This is a genomic window from Lachnotalea glycerini, assembly GCF_003201285.1.
GTDB classification, from domain to species: Bacteria; Bacillota; Clostridia; order Lachnospirales; family Lachnospiraceae; genus Lachnotalea; species Lachnotalea glycerini.
This window is the reverse complement of sequence record NZ_QICS01000012.1, coordinates 103731-123631: the sequence shown is the minus strand read 5'-3', so window position 1 is coordinate 123631 and position 19901 is coordinate 103731. Positions and strand designations below refer to the sequence as shown.

At 30.9% G+C, this 19901-nt stretch carries 18 protein-coding genes; all 18 read right to left on the bottom strand.

Annotation, left to right across the window (positions count from 1 at the left end; all coding sequences use genetic code 11):
* Positions 1-28 precede the first annotated feature (28 nt).
* The 18 genes from C8E03_RS17765 to C8E03_RS17680 all read right to left on the bottom strand — a co-directional run bounded on the left by C8E03_RS17765 (position 29) and on the right by C8E03_RS17680 (position 19635).
* Entirely contained in the window at positions 29-1153 is a 1125-nt protein-coding gene (locus tag C8E03_RS17765; protein ID WP_094376853.1) for an ABC transporter permease, read from the bottom strand.
* A 14-nt stretch (positions 1154-1167) separates the two neighbouring features.
* Positions 1168-2985 (bottom strand): HlyD family efflux transporter periplasmic adaptor subunit, encoded by a 1818-nt coding sequence (locus tag C8E03_RS17760; RefSeq protein WP_110291744.1) that lies wholly within the window; start codon positions 2983-2985, stop codon positions 1168-1170.
* Positions 2986-3002: 17 nt separating this feature from the next.
* The gene (locus C8E03_RS17755; protein WP_110291743.1) at positions 3003-3884 is read right to left on the bottom strand and encodes a carbohydrate ABC transporter permease; all 882 of its coding nucleotides are present in this window, start codon (positions 3882-3884) and stop codon (positions 3003-3005) included.
* Positions 3881-4816, bottom strand: coding sequence for a carbohydrate ABC transporter permease (locus tag C8E03_RS17750; protein ID WP_242993630.1), 936 nt, complete (start codon positions 4814-4816; stop codon positions 3881-3883). The genes C8E03_RS17755 and C8E03_RS17750 overlap by 4 nt, the downstream gene beginning before the upstream one ends.
* 11 nt (positions 4817-4827) lie before the next feature.
* Positions 4828-7059: an extracellular solute-binding protein gene (locus C8E03_RS17745; RefSeq protein ID WP_170123050.1), complete on the bottom strand. Its 2232-nt coding sequence runs from the start codon at positions 7057-7059 to the stop codon at positions 4828-4830.
* Positions 7060-7278: 219 nt separating this feature from the next.
* Positions 7279-8955: a methyl-accepting chemotaxis protein gene (locus C8E03_RS17740; protein ID WP_094376849.1), complete on the bottom strand. Its 1677-nt coding sequence runs from the start codon at positions 8953-8955 to the stop codon at positions 7279-7281.
* A gap of 95 nt (positions 8956-9050) precedes the next feature.
* The gene (locus tag C8E03_RS17735) at positions 9051-9767 is read right to left on the bottom strand and encodes a LytR/AlgR family response regulator transcription factor (protein ID WP_170123049.1); all 717 of its coding nucleotides are present in this window, start codon (positions 9765-9767) and stop codon (positions 9051-9053) included.
* Between the two features lie 13 nt (positions 9768-9780).
* A complete protein-coding gene (locus tag C8E03_RS17730) occupies positions 9781-11118 on the bottom strand; it encodes an ATP-binding protein (protein WP_110291740.1) in 1338 nt (445 codons plus the stop codon).
* Between the two features lie 208 nt (positions 11119-11326).
* Positions 11327-12028: an accessory gene regulator B family protein gene (locus C8E03_RS17725; RefSeq protein ID WP_110291739.1), complete on the bottom strand. Its 702-nt coding sequence runs from the start codon at positions 12026-12028 to the stop codon at positions 11327-11329.
* A gap of 563 nt (positions 12029-12591) precedes the next feature.
* Positions 12592-13743: a cysteine desulfurase family protein gene (locus C8E03_RS17720; RefSeq protein ID WP_110291738.1), complete on the bottom strand. Its 1152-nt coding sequence runs from the start codon at positions 13741-13743 to the stop codon at positions 12592-12594.
* A 25-nt stretch (positions 13744-13768) separates the two neighbouring features.
* The gene (locus tag C8E03_RS17715; RefSeq protein ID WP_110291737.1) at positions 13769-14062 is read right to left on the bottom strand and encodes a hypothetical protein; all 294 of its coding nucleotides are present in this window, start codon (positions 14060-14062) and stop codon (positions 13769-13771) included.
* 19 nt (positions 14063-14081) lie between these two features.
* Entirely contained in the window at positions 14082-15221 is a 1140-nt protein-coding gene (locus tag C8E03_RS17710) for a cytochrome c biogenesis CcdA family protein (protein WP_110291736.1), read from the bottom strand.
* 36 nt (positions 15222-15257) lie between these two features.
* Complete coding sequence (locus tag C8E03_RS17705; protein ID WP_094376833.1) at positions 15258-15797, bottom strand: DsbA family protein; 540 nt, start codon at positions 15795-15797, stop codon at positions 15258-15260.
* Positions 15798-15808: 11 nt separating this feature from the next.
* Complete coding sequence (locus C8E03_RS17700) at positions 15809-16126, bottom strand: hypothetical protein (protein WP_094376832.1); 318 nt, start codon at positions 16124-16126, stop codon at positions 15809-15811.
* Positions 16127-16139: 13 nt separating this feature from the next.
* Entirely contained in the window at positions 16140-17609 is a 1470-nt protein-coding gene (locus C8E03_RS17695) for a hypothetical protein (protein ID WP_094376831.1), read from the bottom strand.
* The gene (locus C8E03_RS17690; RefSeq protein ID WP_094376830.1) at positions 17584-18330 is read right to left on the bottom strand and encodes an ABC transporter ATP-binding protein; all 747 of its coding nucleotides are present in this window, start codon (positions 18328-18330) and stop codon (positions 17584-17586) included. Before C8E03_RS17690 ends, C8E03_RS17695 begins: the two co-directional genes overlap by 26 nt.
* A 132-nt stretch (positions 18331-18462) precedes the next feature.
* Positions 18463-18675: a hypothetical protein gene (locus C8E03_RS17685; RefSeq protein WP_094376829.1), complete on the bottom strand. Its 213-nt coding sequence runs from the start codon at positions 18673-18675 to the stop codon at positions 18463-18465.
* Positions 18676-18732: 57 nt separating this feature from the next.
* Positions 18733-19635 (bottom strand): PqqD family peptide modification chaperone, encoded by a 903-nt coding sequence (locus C8E03_RS17680; RefSeq protein WP_110291735.1) that lies wholly within the window; start codon positions 19633-19635, stop codon positions 18733-18735.
* Positions 19636-19901: the final 266 nt, after the last annotated feature.

Below are 19901 nucleotides of genomic sequence, written 5' to 3'. Positions count from 1 at the left end.
AAGTAATCCTGCATAACAATATGATTTACTAACGTTTTTTACGTCTTATTTTGATTGGAAATGATATTTTACCTGACTTTTTTTCTCGTTCCTTATATTTTTGCACTATTTTATCTTTCTGGGAAAGACTTGCTTCAAAAATAGTTTTGATACTCCATGACCTATGCTTAAAGCGGTAACATAAATAAATAATTACTATTGCCATTGGAATGAGTAAAAATATAAATTTCCATAATAATAGCATTGCTAATATATCCTCATAGCCTCTTGCAACATTTTCCCAATAGGGATAAACAATTGCTTTTTGATTCATAGACCTAATCCCAAATTGTGAAAGAACCGTCAATAGTGATAGCATTGAATATCTCTTTGAATTCTCTACGAGTTGTATACTTGTTTCATCAATACCAATTTTATCTTTTATAGTGTTTAATGCAAAGCTTGATATTGGATTTGGCATAACTACTTCAAATGTATTAATGCCTTTTGACTTACCATACTGAGTTAAACTATTGTAGGAAACATAAAAAATAATTTTATCATTTCCTGCTTTATTATTAATTCGCCCGGAATCTCTTTGAATCACACCGCGTACAATATGTGGTATTCCACCTATTGTTACCTGCATTCCGATTACGTCATTTGAGCCAAAAAGCTGCCATGCAGCATCTTCATCTATAATGATATAGTCTTGCATTAAATCTTCATCCGAGAAATAAGAGCCATTTAAAAGTTTTAATGGATGAAATAAAAAGAAATCTCCTCCTACACCGATTGCCGTTGATGTAATAGAAGTCTTTTCACTTACTACAGTAATCTCTCCTCTTGCACTATAAGAATCTACCCATAGTCTGGCATTTTCATTTTCCGCCGTTATGGATACTTCCTGCAAAGCGGTATCAATTGCATGCTCCAAATTAGTAAATTGTTGTGTCGTAACTTCTGTATTTTCAGATATAAAGCAGCTTACCTGAGCTGATTTGCCTGTATTATCCCATCTTTGCGCTATTTGCTGCGAATCAAGAGAATTCTTTAGGCAAACTGAAATTATTTGAAAAATTGCAAACACAATAATTGATACGAATACAACTAAGGTAAGACATATCTGCTTCTTTGTAAATTTATGGGTGAAGTCTTTCATGAAATTTTTCATTCTACCTCACTCTCCTAATCTGCAAGTCTGACTTGTTTTCCTGCTTCAACAGGCTTTGTTGATGTTGTTATTACGTATTCATATCCATACAATCCCGCTGATACTGCTGTTTGAGTTTCATCCGACGCCAAAATCTCAACATCTACTCTGGTTGCTATATATCGGTTCCCAAGCGGGCTGTTCTTAGATTCTACCGTTAATATAAATTTACCATTTTTATCCTCACGAATCGCACTCGTTGGAACAATCAAATCATAATTGGCACTTTTACTTCCCACTGTTACATTGAGCTGCTGTCCATCTGATATCTCACCTGTTACATCAAATACTAAAAGTTTATTTTTGCCTTTACTTTCTGAATCCGCCTTAATGGAAGCCAGTGTTACTTTACAATCTTCATAATTCCATGAATCTTCTATATCCGCCACATCACCAACTGCAACACTCTTTGCCTGTTGTTCTGAAACAGAAAAGCTTAATGAAAATCCCTTATCTGCAATCTGAATGACTGCAAGTGCTTCATCTGGTGTAGTCGATTCACCTGCCGCCTTTGCAAGACTTGTAACTGTTCCTGCTACCGGAGCTTCAATGGTTGCACCTATCGCCTCGCTTTTTAATTTATCTACTTTCTCTTGCTGTTCCTTTATCTTATCATTTTGACCGCCCAGATCAACCTCTTCTAATACCTGTTTAAGAATATCCTCCTGATCAGATTGTGCCTCTGTAAGTGTGGCATTTGCTCTCGTTAACTGATCATTTGCCTCAATCAATTGACCATTCAAGTCAGCAAGCTCATTTTTGTTTGCTGTGCTGCTTGTCTTTGCGGTAAGAGCCGCCTCCGCTTCTGTTACTGCTTGTGTACAATCTGTCACCTTAGTTGTTGCACTCTCATACGCAGCAGCAGCCTTGTCATATGCTGATAAGGCACTATCGATAGAGCTTTTGCTTGCCTTAACTTTTTCAAACTCTGAAGCTGCAGTATCTTTCGCTTTTGTTGCAGAATCTAATGCTGCTTTTAAGTCTGCATAAGTTGAGTCTGTTGTCGTTACTGCATCAAATGCTTTTTTTGCTGTATCATATGCAGTTACCGCATCATTATAAGCGGTTTCTTTACTGCTATACAGTGTTCTGACTTCACCTATTGAACTTCCAAATTCCAATACTTTTTCTTCTGTAGACGTTTTCGTATTCTCTGCTTTACTAAGTGCAGCCTGAGCCTTAGTTAAAGCTTTGTTTGCCTTTGTCACGGCTGCTTCTTCATCTGATGTATCAACCGTTTCGTTATTTAACAAATCCACTTGTTTTTGTATTGATGCAACATCACTGGTGCGGGCTGCCACATCATCTTCAGCGGCCTTGACGGCATTCTTGGCATTCTCTACTTTCTGCTGCAAAGTTGTCATATCGGTAATTTTACCTTCTTCAATCTGATTTACCTTGCTTAGAGAAGTATCTCCATTTAAAATCGCTTTCTGATAATCTAGAATCAACTGAGACAGTGTTGACTCTGCTTCCTTTAACTCTGTGCTGTCGCTGTCTTCCAGTTCAAAAAGAATGGCTCCCTTTTCTACCACATCACCTTTTTTTACATCTACACTCTTAATTACACGACTTTCCTTTACTGTAACATTATAAGGTTCACTTACACTAACTGTACCTGAACCTCTTACTTTCGTCGTAATCGTTCCTGAGGTAACTGCTTGCGTCGCTACCTCGGGAAGTGAATAATTCATAATTGTATTAGAGAAAAAAGTCAAAACCAGCATAATTGATAAAAATATAATTGCTGCATTTTTTACCCAATCCCTTCTTTTTTTTGCAGTTTCATTCATCTTAGTCTCGTCCTCTCTTATCCCTTAATTCCACCTTGATAGGTTATTCCTTCTACCAGATAATCTTCCCCATATAAAAATACCAGCAGACAAGGAACCATATATATTGTCGCAACAGCGAATGCCAATCCTATTTCTCCACTATTTATTTTAGATAAAAATATGGAGAGCGGATGCATTTCTGTATCCGAAAGTAAGATTAAAGGCTGTTCAACCATATTCCAATAGTCAATAAATACTAATATTGCAACGGAACACAAAGCTCCCTTACAAAGCGGCATACAGATTTTTCTAAATATCTGCCATTCTCCCGCTCCATCAATCTGAGCAGCCTCAATTACCCCCTTCGGAATCCTTCGCATAAATTTTGTTAAAAGATAAACGGCAAATGGTGAAAATACACCAGGCAGCCAAATCGCCCATCTCGTATTCAAAATATGCAGCCAGCTAGATACTAAATAATTAGGTACCAACGTAACCTGATAGGGCATTAACATCAATATGATATATGTAAAGAAAATCATTTCTTTCAGTCTGCCCCTTAATCTGGTAAAGGCATAGGAGGTTAATGAGGCCACTACCAACTGAAATATAAGTATTGGTACTACCAAAATAACCGAATTCCAAAATTTCAATAAATACTCAGGACTTTTTAAAAGCACTGTTACATATTGGCTAAAGGAAACCATATCTGGTATAAATTTAAGGTTCACCTTATTAGAAATGTAAACCTTGCCGCCTTTTTCATTTGTTGCAAAAACGGTTCCGTAATTAGAAGATATTTCAGAGGAAGACATAAATGAATTGGTTATTGTTAATACAATCGGCATTAGAAATAATATGGCAATAACCGCAGCTACTAAAGTAGCAATATAGATTTTGATACGTTTCTTTCTCATTCTTCCATATCCTTTCCAAATCGATTTTCCGTAATAAACAATATCCCAATTATAATAATCATAACAATGGACATAATAATCGCCGCTGCTGACAACTTCTGATAATCCAAGCTTTGGAATGTATTATTCATAAAATGCTGTAGCATATACAACGTATCATAAGGATAATCACCAGTAAGAAGATATATTTCTCTAAATACTTTAAAGGAACTAATTAAGGATAAAATCGTTACAAATAAAATAGTTGATGATAAATATCGAATCTTAATATGTATAAATATCTTCCACGCTGAAGCACTTTCCAAAACCGCCACTTCTAAAATATCCTTTGGAATACTGCTAATAGCTGCCATAAAAAGTATCATATTATAGCCAAGATTTTTCCAAAGAAATAAAATAACAATAACAATTTGCGCATAACTTGATTTAAACCAGTCAATCTTACTTATTCCCAAAAAAGCTAAAACATCATTCATAGCACCATTGTAGTGAAACAGAACCTGAAATATCAATACAATCGAAGCAACAGGAACCATCATCGGAGTTAAAAAGAAAGTTCTAAATTGACTCCGATAAGGTATCTCACGTTCTAACAAAAGTGCCAAACCCAGTGATAAGAGCACTGCTAATGGAACTGCCACAGCCGAAAATTTTAACGTGTTTAATGCAGCGAGTTGAAATGCTCCGTTACCCATAACTTTTACAAAATTGTCAAGATATGCAAATTGCTGGCTGATTGGATTATCCACTAAAGCATAATAAAACACTACTGCAAATGGAAGTATAAAAAATATTGAAACGCCACTTAGACTTGGTGCTAAAAATAGCATCAAGCCTAAACGGCGTTTTTTATCACCTTTTGAATGACAATGAAGTTCTTTATTTTGCTTTTTATATAACTTTACCTCTTTTAGCCTACTAAATAACTTCATATCATTACCCCTTACTTATTTTCATTTACATAAATTTGTACTCTACTTTGAATAACATCTGCTACTGCCTTAGCATCCTTTTGTCCTGCAAAGAACGCTGCTGCTTCTTCTGTTATAATAGAAAACATTTCTTCATTATATTCATAAGCACTATCTGCACTGTCAATTAAACTCTTAACTGCGTCCACCTGCTCCTGCGTAGCAGCATAAACTTCTAAATTAACATCGCCAAAGCCCCAAGATGTTTTTGTTGCTTCTGTCTGATTTCCATTTTCATCTACATAGTATTCTGGTGTCATTGCCTCCTGAAACTTCGCATCCAATGCTGTTTTTAATATAGGAAAACTATACACATCGGAACTATTTTGATAATCAGATGTCAAAAATCTTTTTACAAATTCCCAGGCACCTTCCTTATTAGAGGATTTTGATGATATTCCTAATAAGATTCCTCCTATTGAAATGGCTGTACCAGTTCCTTCTTGTGTAGGATATCCAACACAATTAATAGGCTCACCAAACATTGTTTCATATATCTGATATGTCTGCACATCTCCTATATCTGTAAGAGACAAAAGCAGACTTCCATCTCTAATTTTGCTTACTTCACTCGGCTCGTTTTCATCATAATTAAACTCACTCTTAAATGTATTAGCAAATTCTAGTAACTTCATAAACGTATCACTGTCAAAACTGCATTTTCCAGTTTGCCAATCCACAAATTGATCCATTCCATACATACATAAAATCGTTAAAATACTATCTTTTGTAGCATATTGAAAAACTTCTGTTCCTTCAGGTTTACTATTAACAAGAGCTATCATATCATCCAGAGTCCATCCCTGCTTATCTCCCACATCAGCAGTCTTGCCAATGATTGTACTTAAAGAAAAAGATGGTAATATGGCATATAACTTTCCGTCTCTTTCATATGCTTTCAAAACATTTTCAACATAATCCTCTTTCTTTAATTCTGTATCATTATCGAAGTATGGGTATAAATCCTCCAACACGCCCTTTTCTATATACAAATTAGTGCTTCCACTTGACAAATCAATAATATCAGGAGAATTTCCAGACACAATATCTGAGTTCATCTGAGCCATGCCAGCTTCATAATCATCGCTGCCGTATTCCTTTGGCTGAATACGATATTTCTCATTGGTTTTATTAAAATTAATAATTTCACTTCTTACTCTTGAACTCATATATACAGTTCCGTAAGTTATAATTGTTTTCTGAGTCACCTCTGACGAAGCTGTCTTAGTTAAATAAATCATCTCAGTTGATGAATTCTCTTCTGTATTGTTTCTTGTTAATGCAAAAATTCTTCCATCATCCAAAACAGATACAGCAACAATGTTATCACTGTCAATATCACTATCAATCCAGTTTAATATTTCTTCAGATTTTTGTGTATCAAAATCATAATTAAATAATGAATTTCCTGAATTAATCAGGCAGCCTTTATCTATTCCCTTTAATATGGTCAGATTTCCATAAGGGTTTGGAACATTATCATAGGTAGCTCCTAAACTCTTGCTTGCAAAATCAACATCTTGTAACACTATGTTCTCTGTGCCATACGTTGCAACAACAACTTTACCTTCTTTGGTAACTCCCATCGACTGTAGGTAGTTGGTAACATCAATACTTCCAACTTGATTTCCTTGTGCATCTAAAAGCCAAATCTTATTTTCACCATTTGATAAATAGATATTTCCATCACCATCTACACAAGCATATTGAATATAGGCATTATCCTCACTCATCATCCCTGATAAATCCATTGTAAATAGTTCCGTTCCATCTTTATCGTATTTTTTAAGACTGTAAGTTTGTAAATATTCATCAATATCCTCTGATGTATTATAAGTACCCATTACTATAATAAGATTACCGTCATTATCCGTACAGATATTATAAACATTATCATTCTCCCCAATTTCAATTGGCAGAGTCTTTCCCTCAGTACCTCCCAACTCCATTGTTTTAATTGCAGCAGAAGATACCTGCGTAGCGTCATCATAATCCCACACAGAATAATAAATCATATTATTATTTATTACTACATTAGAAATATCTGATGTCTCAGATACCGTTTTGTATTCCGGAACATAAACATAATCTTTTGTGGCATTGGCTGAGGTATTCGACTCTTTCTTGCCACCACAGGCTGCGGTAGGTACGCACATTAGTGCTGCCATTCCAAGTGCTGTTAGCTTTTTGTAAAATTTCTTCATCGTATTCTCCCTTAACATTTTTATAGATAAACCATCTTATTTGATATTACTATTTTTTTAAAAATAAATCTTTAAATATTTCTTACTGTTTCCTTAAAGATTTTACTATATATTTCAACATTTTTATTATCGTACTTTTAACTGACAATATCAAGCATATTATAACAAAAAGAAAGAGCCAAAATTATCACAATAAACTGACTGAATTTAGACTCCTAACTATAATCTGAATGCTTCTAGCATAACATGCAATTCACTGGATTTTAATTTCATATCTTTACTATTATTTTGGATATTTTGAGCGAGCTTCAAATTATTTTGGACTACTGCTGAAATAGATTGTATTACCAACTCAAGCTCTAAAAGTGTATTGGTATGTGATTTAGATACTTTTGATACATGTAATGACTTTTCTGAAACAATTCCAACGGCATGGTCTACATGCTCAAAACTTTTACTTATCTCATTTACTTTTTCATTTCCTTCAGCAACAATACTATTACTTTTATGAATTAAGTGCTTCGTACGATTTGCAGCTTCACTGGTGCTATCTGCCAATTTCTTAATCTCAGAGGCTACCACACTAAATCCATTACCTGAATCACCTGCTCTTGCAGCCTCAATTGCTGCATTGAAAGAAAGAAGTTTAGTTTGTTCTGCAATATTCTCAATGATTGAAACAATTTCAAATATTTGTTTCGAAGATTCCAGCATCCTTGACATAGTTGATATCAGTTCGCTCATTTTATCTTTGCTAGTTACAATAGACTTTTTTACACCTTCACTGTGCTCATATACCTCAAATGTTTCTTCAGCATTTTTCTCCACATCACATGAAATAGTTCTAATATAACTGAGAAGCTCTTCTGTCGCACTCGCCTGCGTTGCGGCACCTTCTGTCATTTCATCCGCAATCAGGCTGATATTCTTTGCACTAAATGTTACCATTTGACTTGTATTAAAAATCGACTCCATCACACTATGTAATACAAGAATAATTTCTTTCATAGATTGTTCTATGGGATTAAACATACCCTTATATTCCATGTCTACGGTTACATGAAAATTTTTTTGTGATAACTCTCCTAATACGTTATCAATGTTTTTAACATATATTTTAAGTTGTTCTCCCGTTTCTCTTACCCTATCAGCCAATTTACCTAATTCATTTTCTGATTGATATGCAAGGCTAAAATTCAAATTTCCTCTGTGAACTTCCTCCATTGCATCACCAATTTCATCCAAAGGCATCTGTATACTTTTAATTACTTTGTTTATTCTGATTACGCAATGCCATATTGTTACCCCGATGAGCGCTAACAATAATAGAATCAATAGTAAAATTCCCTTTTCTACATTTTCTATGTGACTTTTCAGCTGGCTATTCGTATTATTTGTAATTTCCTGCAATATATCATCAATACTTTGCATTTTATCAAAATAATTTTCAGCTAGCAATTCTATTGCTTCCTGCTTTCTTTCTTGACTGCCAAGCAATATAGCCTGACTTCTATAAATGAATGCATCCTGTTGTATTTGCTTAATCTCTGAAATATTCTTCTTATATTGTGGCTTAGCCTCGGCGATTTTACTTAGATACTCTTGAATAAGCATATCATATGAATCTGCTTCATCATTAAATTGTTTCTGCTGCTCTTTTTCCTTAGACAAACACATTTTATATACAGCGTTTTGCGTACATAAGCTTGCATTTCTAGCTATACTAATATTATTTACCATTACAAGACTGCTTGTTTCTAAATTCTTATAATCAGTATACATACTCATAATTGTAAAAAATAATAATACATAGATAATAAAAGACGATATTATAATTGTTCGAAAAACTTTCCTTAAGTTTTCTCCTACAGAAATTTTCATTTGCCGTTTTATCATTTGATTCCTCCTGTTAACTATTGTTGGGTTATTATAGCAACAATACGTTAATTTGAAGTATAATCATTGTAAAACTTCTGCTAAATATCTTTCTTTTATCCCAAAATTTTTCCCCACAGGTGTGTATAAGCTTCCTTGAAATCCTTTTCCTTATATTTACTAATCGGTATTCTTTCATTATTTTTCATAACTACTTCATTTCTATTAAAGGTTTTAACTTTCTTTAGGTTGATTAAGTAACTTCTATGAATTCTTACAAAATTCAATTTGCATAGCTCAATTTCTATATTTTTTAACGTATCTATCGTAGTGATTTTCTCATTCAATAAATGATAAATCAATTTATGTCCAAATACTTCAATAAACAATATATCATTCGTCTCCAAATGATAGGTTTCATTCTTATATTCCACTATAATAGGTCTTACATACTTTTCATCTACCCCTCTTATACTCTCATCAAACTCTTTCGCAAAATCATCATAAGAAAGTGGTTTGATTAGATAACGAAATGCCTCTGCTTTATAGCCCTCTAACATGTAATCTTTAGAAACAGTCAGAAACCAGATGATTACTTTCTGATTTTTCTTTCGAATTTCTAATGCTGTTTCAATTCCATTCATACCTTTCATTTCAATGTCAAGTATAATAATTTTATATTCAGCGGTATATTGCCCTAATAAATCGAAGCCGCTATTAAATGTGCTCACTTCACAGTTGGTATTATTTTCCTTATTGAAGCGTTCAATAAATTCTTTTATTTGATTGCAAAAAATCTCATTGTCATCACAAATAGCAACATTAACTTTCATAAGCATTCCCTCTTTATAATGTATTTTGATAAGCAATCGGCAGCATAATAATTAACAAAAACTCTTTTTTCTCCTTATCAACGCTAAACTCTACATTTCCATTGTATTTGGCTGCTGCCATTTTAAGGCTTTGCATACCAAGTCCATGTTCTGCCTTGTTCTTCTTACTTGTAATTAAATCACCCTTTTTACTTATTGCTGGTTCAATTTCAAAATTATTTTTTACGGTAATAATAATTGCCGCTTCATTTCTGATAATATTAACCTTTATGTAACGTTCCCCCTGACACTTCTTACAGGCTTCCATCGCATTATCAAAACTATTTGTTAAAATCGCACATAAATCAAGCATTTCAAGCTCATTCAAACTATTTTTTTGAACTAAAACTTTTGTCTTGATATGATTAAGCTTAGCTGTATTACACTTTTCATAAAATATAATATCTGCTAATTCATTTCCTGTATCAAAGAATTCGTCATATCCTTCAACCGTTGCCAGACATTCCTCAACATATGTTTGAGAGGCTTCTGCATTTTCATGGTTCAAGCCTTGAATAGCCAGAAGATGGTTTTTAATATCATGGTACATCTTCCTTACGTTGACATTTTCTTTCTCCAATGCCGCATAGTACTCAAACTGTCCTTGATTGTAAAATTGTACCTTCGTGGCTTCCTGCTCAATGTTTCGCTTTTTGATGTAACTATTAAAAACTTGGTAAAATACTATATATGACGAAAAAATCAGTAATGATAATACTATTAAATATAAGGATGTAACTTGGTAGGTTGAAATATTATAGTAAGAAAATTCAATTACCATTGTCAAACAAGCAACTCCTGATATGCCTTGTAGTAACATGATAAGAACTTCCGAAAGTGAATATCGTTTCGTTTCTTTACCCAATTTTCTTACTAATATAGAGACAATTAATATATCTACTGTTTTTGAAAGAAAGGTAATTTGTAGGCCTATTGTAAAATTATTTAATAATTCTGCAACATTAATTGACCCATGTCTTAATGATAAAATCCCCAATGATACACTGTCACCTATCACTGAGCATAATGTCCATAAGCCTTGATATACAATAATATTTCTTAGAGAAGTTTGAAATAATAAATTAGCAACAATGCAGCCAATTGTAAACAGTATAAATAATTTTATTGTTACTGGTAATCCAAGTGTAGCAAAATATCCAGTTATAAAAATACTAGTAGGAAAAATAGATAGAATAAGCAAATTATTCCAACCTCTTCGCTTTCTTTCAAAAACGCCATTAAAGAATATCCAATATATAATAGCCTCAACAAATGCTACAACCGCTCTTGCTATGTACTGAATGAAAATCATTACTAACCCCTCCAAATAACTTTATAACCACACCAATTATTAACAAATTTATTTAAAATTATCTACTCATAAATTATTATAATACATATATCTCTTTGTTTCTACCACAAATTACCAAAAGAGCTTCTTTTTTGTCAAACCTCTGGACAAAAAGGAAGCTCTATATTTTATTATATTTAATATTAAATATTTAGAATTATTTTATCTGCTATTTCTCCAGTTTATCTTTTAAAGCTTGTGGCATTTCAGGCTCATGAAAAGTAGCAAAGCTTGGAAGCCAGCCTGATAATAGAGCAGCACCCATTGATATTTTCATCATTTTTTTTAACAAATCCTTCTTATTAATATCTGAATATTTAATTTTACCCATTATTTCAATCACTCCTTCTGTAATGATCGCAAAAATTGCGAATTTGTATAATTTATAATTTATCTGGTACAATCCTATTGTAACAAATAGTTCTGTAGTTAATATAAATCTGACTTTTTTCTTGGCTTTTTGGATTTCTTCTGTAGAAAATGTGCGCTTGCCATTTAAGATAGGTGCCAGCCCTAATGTGATGATGTAAGATATCGCTGCCAAAATAATTAATATCATATTATATTTTTCAGTAATATAGGGATTAATTCCTATTATGAAAGAATATGAAATAATCGAACATAAAAAGCATGCTAAATAAGTATTGGCATGATACCCTCCTGCCATAATGCGAATTGTACAAAAACATATTAAATAAATGACGGTTCCTATTAAATTATTACTAACGTAACCAATGAGTAACATTGCAGCTAAATTAACCATGCTAGACAACATTACTTCTAAACCATATATAACCACCTCCTTTTCTTCCTCGTTTTCCGCTTGATTAATGACGCCTGGGAAAACTTTCTTCACAATTAGCTTGTACATTAAATCTATGTACCTCCTTTCCCCGATTTAGCTTTACGCATGTCTAATAGCATATACAGCTTCATGGCATCTTATCGTTATTTCTACTAAAATAAACAATTAAATTATACCATTATTTGGTAATTTTTTCAACTGTTATAAGATTATTATTTAATGCTTTTCCTTTATATGCACGATATCAGTCTTTTAACTCTATTTACAAAGAAAAGATATTTCTTATTCGTCATTATTCGACAATATTTGATATCTTTTCTATTCATTTTATTTATCCCGATTGAAATATTTTGGTAACGCATCTAATTAATTTGAATGGAACATTGATCCATCTTCATATACCTATCCAGTACTACAAAATTTAAACTCTTTAATACAACTATTATGAAACCAGTTAAACTCTCCCAAGAATTAAATCCATCAGCTTGTTGATACATTTTTTATATTTTAGAACATATTTGTTCTGTTTTAAATAGTACTTACTGACTAATACTCATAAGTTTTCGCATATACTTTATAACAAAAGGAGCGGTTTACTTAAAGTCTACCTCTCCTTTCAAACAACCGCATTATTCTTGTATAAAACTAAGCTTGTTCTTAAATATATTACTTAATGTATCAATAAACAGATCTATCTCCTGCTCACTTGTATCCTTCCCCAACGAAACTCTTATTGCACCATTGATATAACTATCTGGTATTTTTAAAGCCTGTAACACATGTGATGGCACTACGCTACCTGAATTGCAAGCACTTCCTGTTGATACATATATCTCTTCTTCACCTAATAAAATTGCTAAGGTTTTAGAATTAATATTTTTAAAACAGATATTTATGATAGAATCTAATTTATTATCATTATCTTTACCTATCTCAATAAAGTCATAATTACGCTCTGTTAAACCGCGTATCAAACGTGTTCGAAGCCTTTCAAATTTTACTGTATTGATTTTAAGTTCTTCATTGCACAATTCTAATCCTTTTGTAAGACCTACTATACTTGCAATATTTTCTGTCCCGCCTCTCATTTGGTTTTCCTGATGTCCACCATGAATCAACGGTATCATTGGAGTATTTTTCTTTACATAAAGCAGCCCAACCCCTTTCGGAGCATATACCTTATGTCCTGATATACTCATCATGTCAATTCCCAATTCCTGCACATTAATTTTTAAATGTGGAGCTGCCTGTACCGCATCCGTATGTAGTAAAACATTGTATTTTTTACATATATCTGCGATTTTTTTGATTGGTTCTATAACCCCTACTTCATTGTTTACATACATCACAGATACTAAAATTGTATCCTTACGAATGCTTCTTTCTAGTTCTTGCAGATTGATCAAACCATTCTTGTTCACGGATAAGTATGTTACATCAAATCCTAATTGCTTGAGAAAATAAGAAGATTCTATGATTGAACTATGTTCAATTGAGGATATTATGACGTGACCACTTTTATTTTGGAGACACACAGCCTTTAATGCCCAATTATTAGATTCTGTGCCACAAGAGGTGAAGTATATTTCTTTAGCGGATGCGCAGTGATATAATTTTGCTATTTGCTGACGACAAACGTTGATGCATTTTTGATTGCTTAAACCTATTTTATAAATAGAAGAAGGGTTTCCGTAATTATCTTTAAAATACGGTAACATATGTTTAAGCACTTCCTCTCTTACATAAGTAGTAGCACTATTATCCAGATATATTTCTCTCATATTTCCTCTTTTCTCACTGTTTTTCTTAACAAAATTCAATTACAGCATTGTAAGCATGCTCCAAATCTAATTGCTCTATCATTTCTTTATTAATATGATTAAGAATTAGCTTTTTCCCATTCATATGACTATTTATTTCTTTTAAAAACTCGATTAATATTTTCTTAATTACATATGACCTATGTATGATGCAAGGATCATCATCTCCAAATTGAATTATGCTTTGTTCTATTATTACATGTTCTTTAATTGGTATATTTTCTATTTTCCCTTTATAAATTATCTGATTATCGTACATTATTATAACTTCTTGATTCATACAATCACTCCGTATTATTTTATAAAATAAATAAGTATAGAACGAGACTTCCTAAAATAAAATAAAATATCGCATTTAAAATTTTAATCAGATACATTCGTTCAACAAAAATACTGCTTATACTTATTACCTTATCTTTATTAATTGCTATGATACTGATTATTATCAAGGGTAAGACAAAGGCAGTGTTATAAATAAAAAAGTTAAAACATATTCTTATTGACGATATATTTTGAGTTTGTGACATCAGTAAAATAACAGGCAGATAAATTTGTCCAGTACACATAAACTCAGTAAAGGAAATTGCTACGCCCAACCCAAAATATATGAAATAAACAAATCTTCTATTTTGAACAGACACTACTTTCTGCATAAGATGTTTATTGAATTTTTTAATTCTCTTTGGCAATTGCAATACCACCTTTTGATGTTTCATTTTGCATGAATTTATTGCATCTATTAAATTCAATACAAATAAAACAGCACATAACACTAATATAAAGTATTTAATGACAAAATTAACAATACTAAAATCTATCTTGGATACAAAGGAGTACAATGTTGTTCCAATCAAGTAATATGTAATAAAGATTCCGCTAATAAAGCTAATACTAAGTTTTATAATCTTTTTCTTGTCATTGACAAAGCCTAACAGTGAAATAAGCAAAAGCAACATCGCAACCGCACAGGGATTAAAGCCATCTAACAAACCAGCAATAAATAAGTAAACGATTGTTAGTTTGGTATCATCTGACTGCGTAAAATTCCCTTTTGCCTTAATATCATTGATATCTACCAATAAATTCTCTGTATTTTTATCAACAACACCATTTTCAATTGATTGTATAATATTCTCCGCATTGGAATAAACCGTTTCACCTACAAATAGAATGGGAACCGATCGCTCTTTCTCATCGATGTGATACGTATCACAAAAACTGAAGAATAAATTCAGATTAGACGTATCCGATACATTTAAATAAAGGACATTGCTATTGCTGATTTTTGCAAATGCTTTCTCAATCATCATGCAATCAGAGCAAGTTGGAGAATAAAAATAAACACTCTTTACAATATTTTCTGCTTGTACATCTGATTTTAAATATAAAAGAGTACATATTGAGATAGCCAATATTATCATAATTTTTCTAGTACTCATGTTATAATACTCCTTTTATCTACATTACATTTTACTCTACTCTTCCTTAGATAATATTTTACTAATTTCTTCAGTCGAATATAAACCATTAAATTTTTCATTATTCACAAAAAAAACCGGAACACCTTCTATTTTATTTAGTTCCATTTCTTGTTCTATTGTTCCTTTTATTTCTTTTCTCTTTTCAAGCTCAGCTGCACTTAGTGATTCAGATTCATCTATTGTTGCATAATCCATCCAATTTTCGTAACCATTTGTTATAAAATCATAGTCATAAAACTTATCGTTACTCCAATTGTATACATAATCATCCGTTATTTTATAAATTATTTGAACTTCATTACTATCAAGTAAGCCCTTTGCAGCTTCTCTTATATTAGCACTTAACTGTTTACATTTACTGCAACTGAAGCTAGTATAAAAATATATTTTAATTTTTGCACTATCACTTCCAAATTTAATACCTTCACTGGATAAAGCAACCACATTGCCCGAATTACAATAAACATGATATAAATTAGTAAAAACAGAAAGCAAAATAATAAGTATTAGTATTAAAATGACTTTCTTTTTCATATTTATAAACCTCAATTTTCTTTACTATTTTCTATTTTATACTTTGCTAACAAAAATTTTATCATTGAAAAAACAAAGCCTAATATTACAAATACAATAGACAATATGGAAAACAAGGAATTTCGATAATTAATTTCTAACCCTGTCACTCCTCCTACATCTCCTCCAACTATGCTAAAGCTGTTAAATGGAAACGTGATAGTTGTCTCAGCAAAAAATGCATAAGCTGCCGAACATATAATTAGAGCAAACGTACTACAAATTACAATTCCAAAAGCCATGCCATAACCTGACAAAACAGTTAACAAAATATTTTTTTTATCTTTCATATATACCTCCATATTAGCTTTCTTTATTCCATTTCAACTTGGTAATCTTAAAAATCATAAAATAGATTGTTACCATTAAAAAAAATATTATAACATATAAAATATATTTATTTATTTGAAACAATTTGCTCATAATAAATAATATTGGAATCATACCAAAAATTATTCCGATCGAAATTAACCCTTGCATAAATGGTTTCTCTGAAGTAAGAGGAAACAATAATCCTATGAAATATAATATTATACTTCCTGTGCAACTTGTTATCAGACCAAGTAAAATATTAAATACATTAACAGGATAAGTAAATAGTATAGTACTTAATATAATGTATATCGTAAGTGAAACTATTATGTTACCCATAAGCTTTCCATAAGTATATTGCTTGTAACTTATTCCCAGGTTTTTGTACAACGGTAATAAATTCTCTTCCATTCCATATGAATAAATAGATATAAAAGAACTTAATGCACCTGTAAACATGCATATTCCACTATTTGATATGTTAAGCTTTAATACTTTTCTTACTAAAATCACAATAATACATGCTAAAATATTAAACATTACAATTTCTTCGTTGCGTGCTAATATTTTTATTTCTTTAATAGCTATATTAACTATTTTATTTTTATGAAATTTTATAAACTTAAAAATTTTAAATAACCTTTCCTCCTCAATTTTCTCACTTAAGCTAGATACTATAAAAAATATTAGAATAATTGAGACTATGAATCCAACATTAATCAAATAATTACATTCTATTTTAGGTAACTGTGAAGAAAATAATGTTATAAATGGAGCAGTGATCGTAATCAATTCAAATTTATAAACGGAATAACTTTGAAGCATATTTTCATATACCTCAAAAAATTGAATATGATACCATACAATACCAAACACTATGATTGTTGTGATTATATTTTTGTAATATGGAATCCTTATTTTTGAAGCTATAAACATAAGCAAATTAAATATACTAAATAGAAATAAGGTAATTATTATTGATTGTAATAATAAACAAAAAATAAAGCCAAAAATAATCATTAGGTCGATTTTATTAACTAACATAGCTGGTATATATATAATAAAAACAAATAAAAAAGAACTAAAAATAATATTTATAATAACAGGTAAATAATAACCAATTTTTTTTTCAATTTCTTTTATTGGAAAACATATTAATATTCTAGTAATTGTATTTTGTTCCGGAGTCAGACATCTTAGTAATATAAAAAACATAACTGTAATAAACGAAATTGTTATTAATTCTGATAATAATAATAAATAAAGAGCTCTTGAATCTCCGTTTAAAAATAAAGTTAGTATTTCACCACTTATTAGATAGCCCGTAAAAAAACATATACCAAAGAATAGTATGAATAGTATTCCAATCTGAACTTTTTTTTGTGTAGTGTCAAGAAAGCCTGCTAAACTTTTCTTCCAGATTTTTAATATTAAATTAAAGAGAATTAATGAGCTTCTCAATATCTTCACCTCTATCCTGTTTGATTGAACATTTTAAAAATACTTCATCAATATCATCTGTTTGATATCTGTATTTCAAATCTTCAATTGTACCAAGCTCTAATAAACTACCACAAGATATAATTGCCATTCTGTCACATAATTGTTCGGCTGAAACTAAATCATGTGAAGATATAATAGCACTGCCTCCATTGCTCACATACTTTCTAATTAACTTTTTCAGAATAATAATTGCTTCTACATCCAAACCTCTGTAAGGTTCGTCAAGTATCATTGCTTTGCTTTTTACCATAAAAGCAGTGATTAACTGTATCTTCTTTTTCATTCCATGAGAATATGTTTTTATTGGTTCATTTAAATATGTATCAATATGAAATAAATTTACTAAATTATTTTTAAAGTCTTCCTTGATATCAATATATATTTTACTTACAAAATCTATATATTCTTTTCCCGTCAATGCTTCAATTAAGAGTAATTCGTCTGGTACATAAAAAACATTTCTTTTAAATTGAATTGTCCCATTCTCAAATTCATCTAAATATGCTTTACCAGAAGTAGGATTAATAATTCCAAAAATAGAGTTAATAAGGGTAGTTTTTCCAGAACCGTTTGGTCCCGATAAACATATTATTTCTCCCTCTGATAACTCTAACGTAAAATTTTTAATACCCCAAAATCCATTGGAATATTGTTTTGAAATATTGTCTATCTTAAACATAGTATACCTTTCCTACAAATTATATAAAGATTTTTCAAATATAAGGATTGTATGCAACTATACTATAATATAAATGTTGGTGAAAACTAAAAATAATAGTTTTCACCAATCATTCATATTAGCTATCGTATGCTATTGACATCCGATTTTCACGCTACCTCCGCCATCTGTGTATGACCATTGACCGCTAAAGGTTTTTCCCTTAGCAATACAGAATAGTGCACAAGCTGCAACAATAGTTGCTGCAAGTGCCACTAATATAGCAATTGCTATAACGTACCATACAACAAAATCTTCGGTAACCGCCAAATCTGCTGACATACTAGGTGCAATATAGTTTTCCATGAGTTTTCCTCCCCTCATAATTTTTATATAATAAAAACATAATGTTTTTATTAACTATTATTTACTAAACAGAATGCGAAGCAATATATTTTTTCCATCTCCTGAAAATGGAAGTAAGTTGACTATTTGTATTAAATAAGAAAAAAAGAATATATAAAAATACAAATAGAATTCTTTTGGTATGAGAAAATATGTACTTACATAACCGGCAGCACCTATTACAAATGTAATGAATGGGCCTGAAAGTTCTACCCACAAACCTGAAATTTGTTGATCTTTTCTTCGTTTAAAAGACATCATCATCCCTCTAATTACAAAGAAACCACTCTTGGTTTGATTGGAAATTTTTCTAAAATAGTAGGCATGTAACGTTTCATGCATAGAAATACTCGTAACAGTACCTATTATAAATAAATTAACATAAGCAAAGATATTCCATGCATATTCATATATTGTTTGATTAAAATCATAAGATAAATACAATATAAATAATATTGCTAAATCCAATATAATAACTAATCCTTTCAGCTTGCTTATTATAATCTTACATAATTGAACAAATATCATAAAGAAGTTACTGTCTAGTATGTCGTAGCGTTCTACTCTTCTATATAGAATATTAAAAATCAATCGTGCAATATTTTTATATAATAAATTATTTGATTCTATTTTCAAATTGAGTATATTTCTTTTGTTTGCATCAAGAATTAATTGATTTACATCATTCAAAACTCTGTCATCTTTACATCCATATTGAAAGTTCATATCTTTCACTATATCTAATAAATTGTTTTTTCCATCTACTAGTTTAAATACAGCTAACGCTGTGCTATTTAATTTTGTTTCATATTGTAACGCGTCGTCAGAAATAATATTGTCTATTAATTTTACTCTAGGTGGAAAATCTGGAATAATATTAACCTTGCACATTATAATACTCAATAAATATTTAATATTCATTCTTCTCTTCCCCTCCTCAAAAAATTATGCATTAAATTATAATATATTTTATTTACAATTATGAAGCATTTAAAAATAATTTATTTCTGATTTAAATATATCATATTATTGAAATAATTGATGATTTTAGCGTAAATGGACATCTTAAAAGCACCAATGGACTATTTTTATAAACATGTTTTAACAAGTGGTGAACTGTATTTTGACTTTTCCATTTTGTAAACTACTTCCAAATTTTGTAAATTGCTAAATATTTGCCGTTAAAT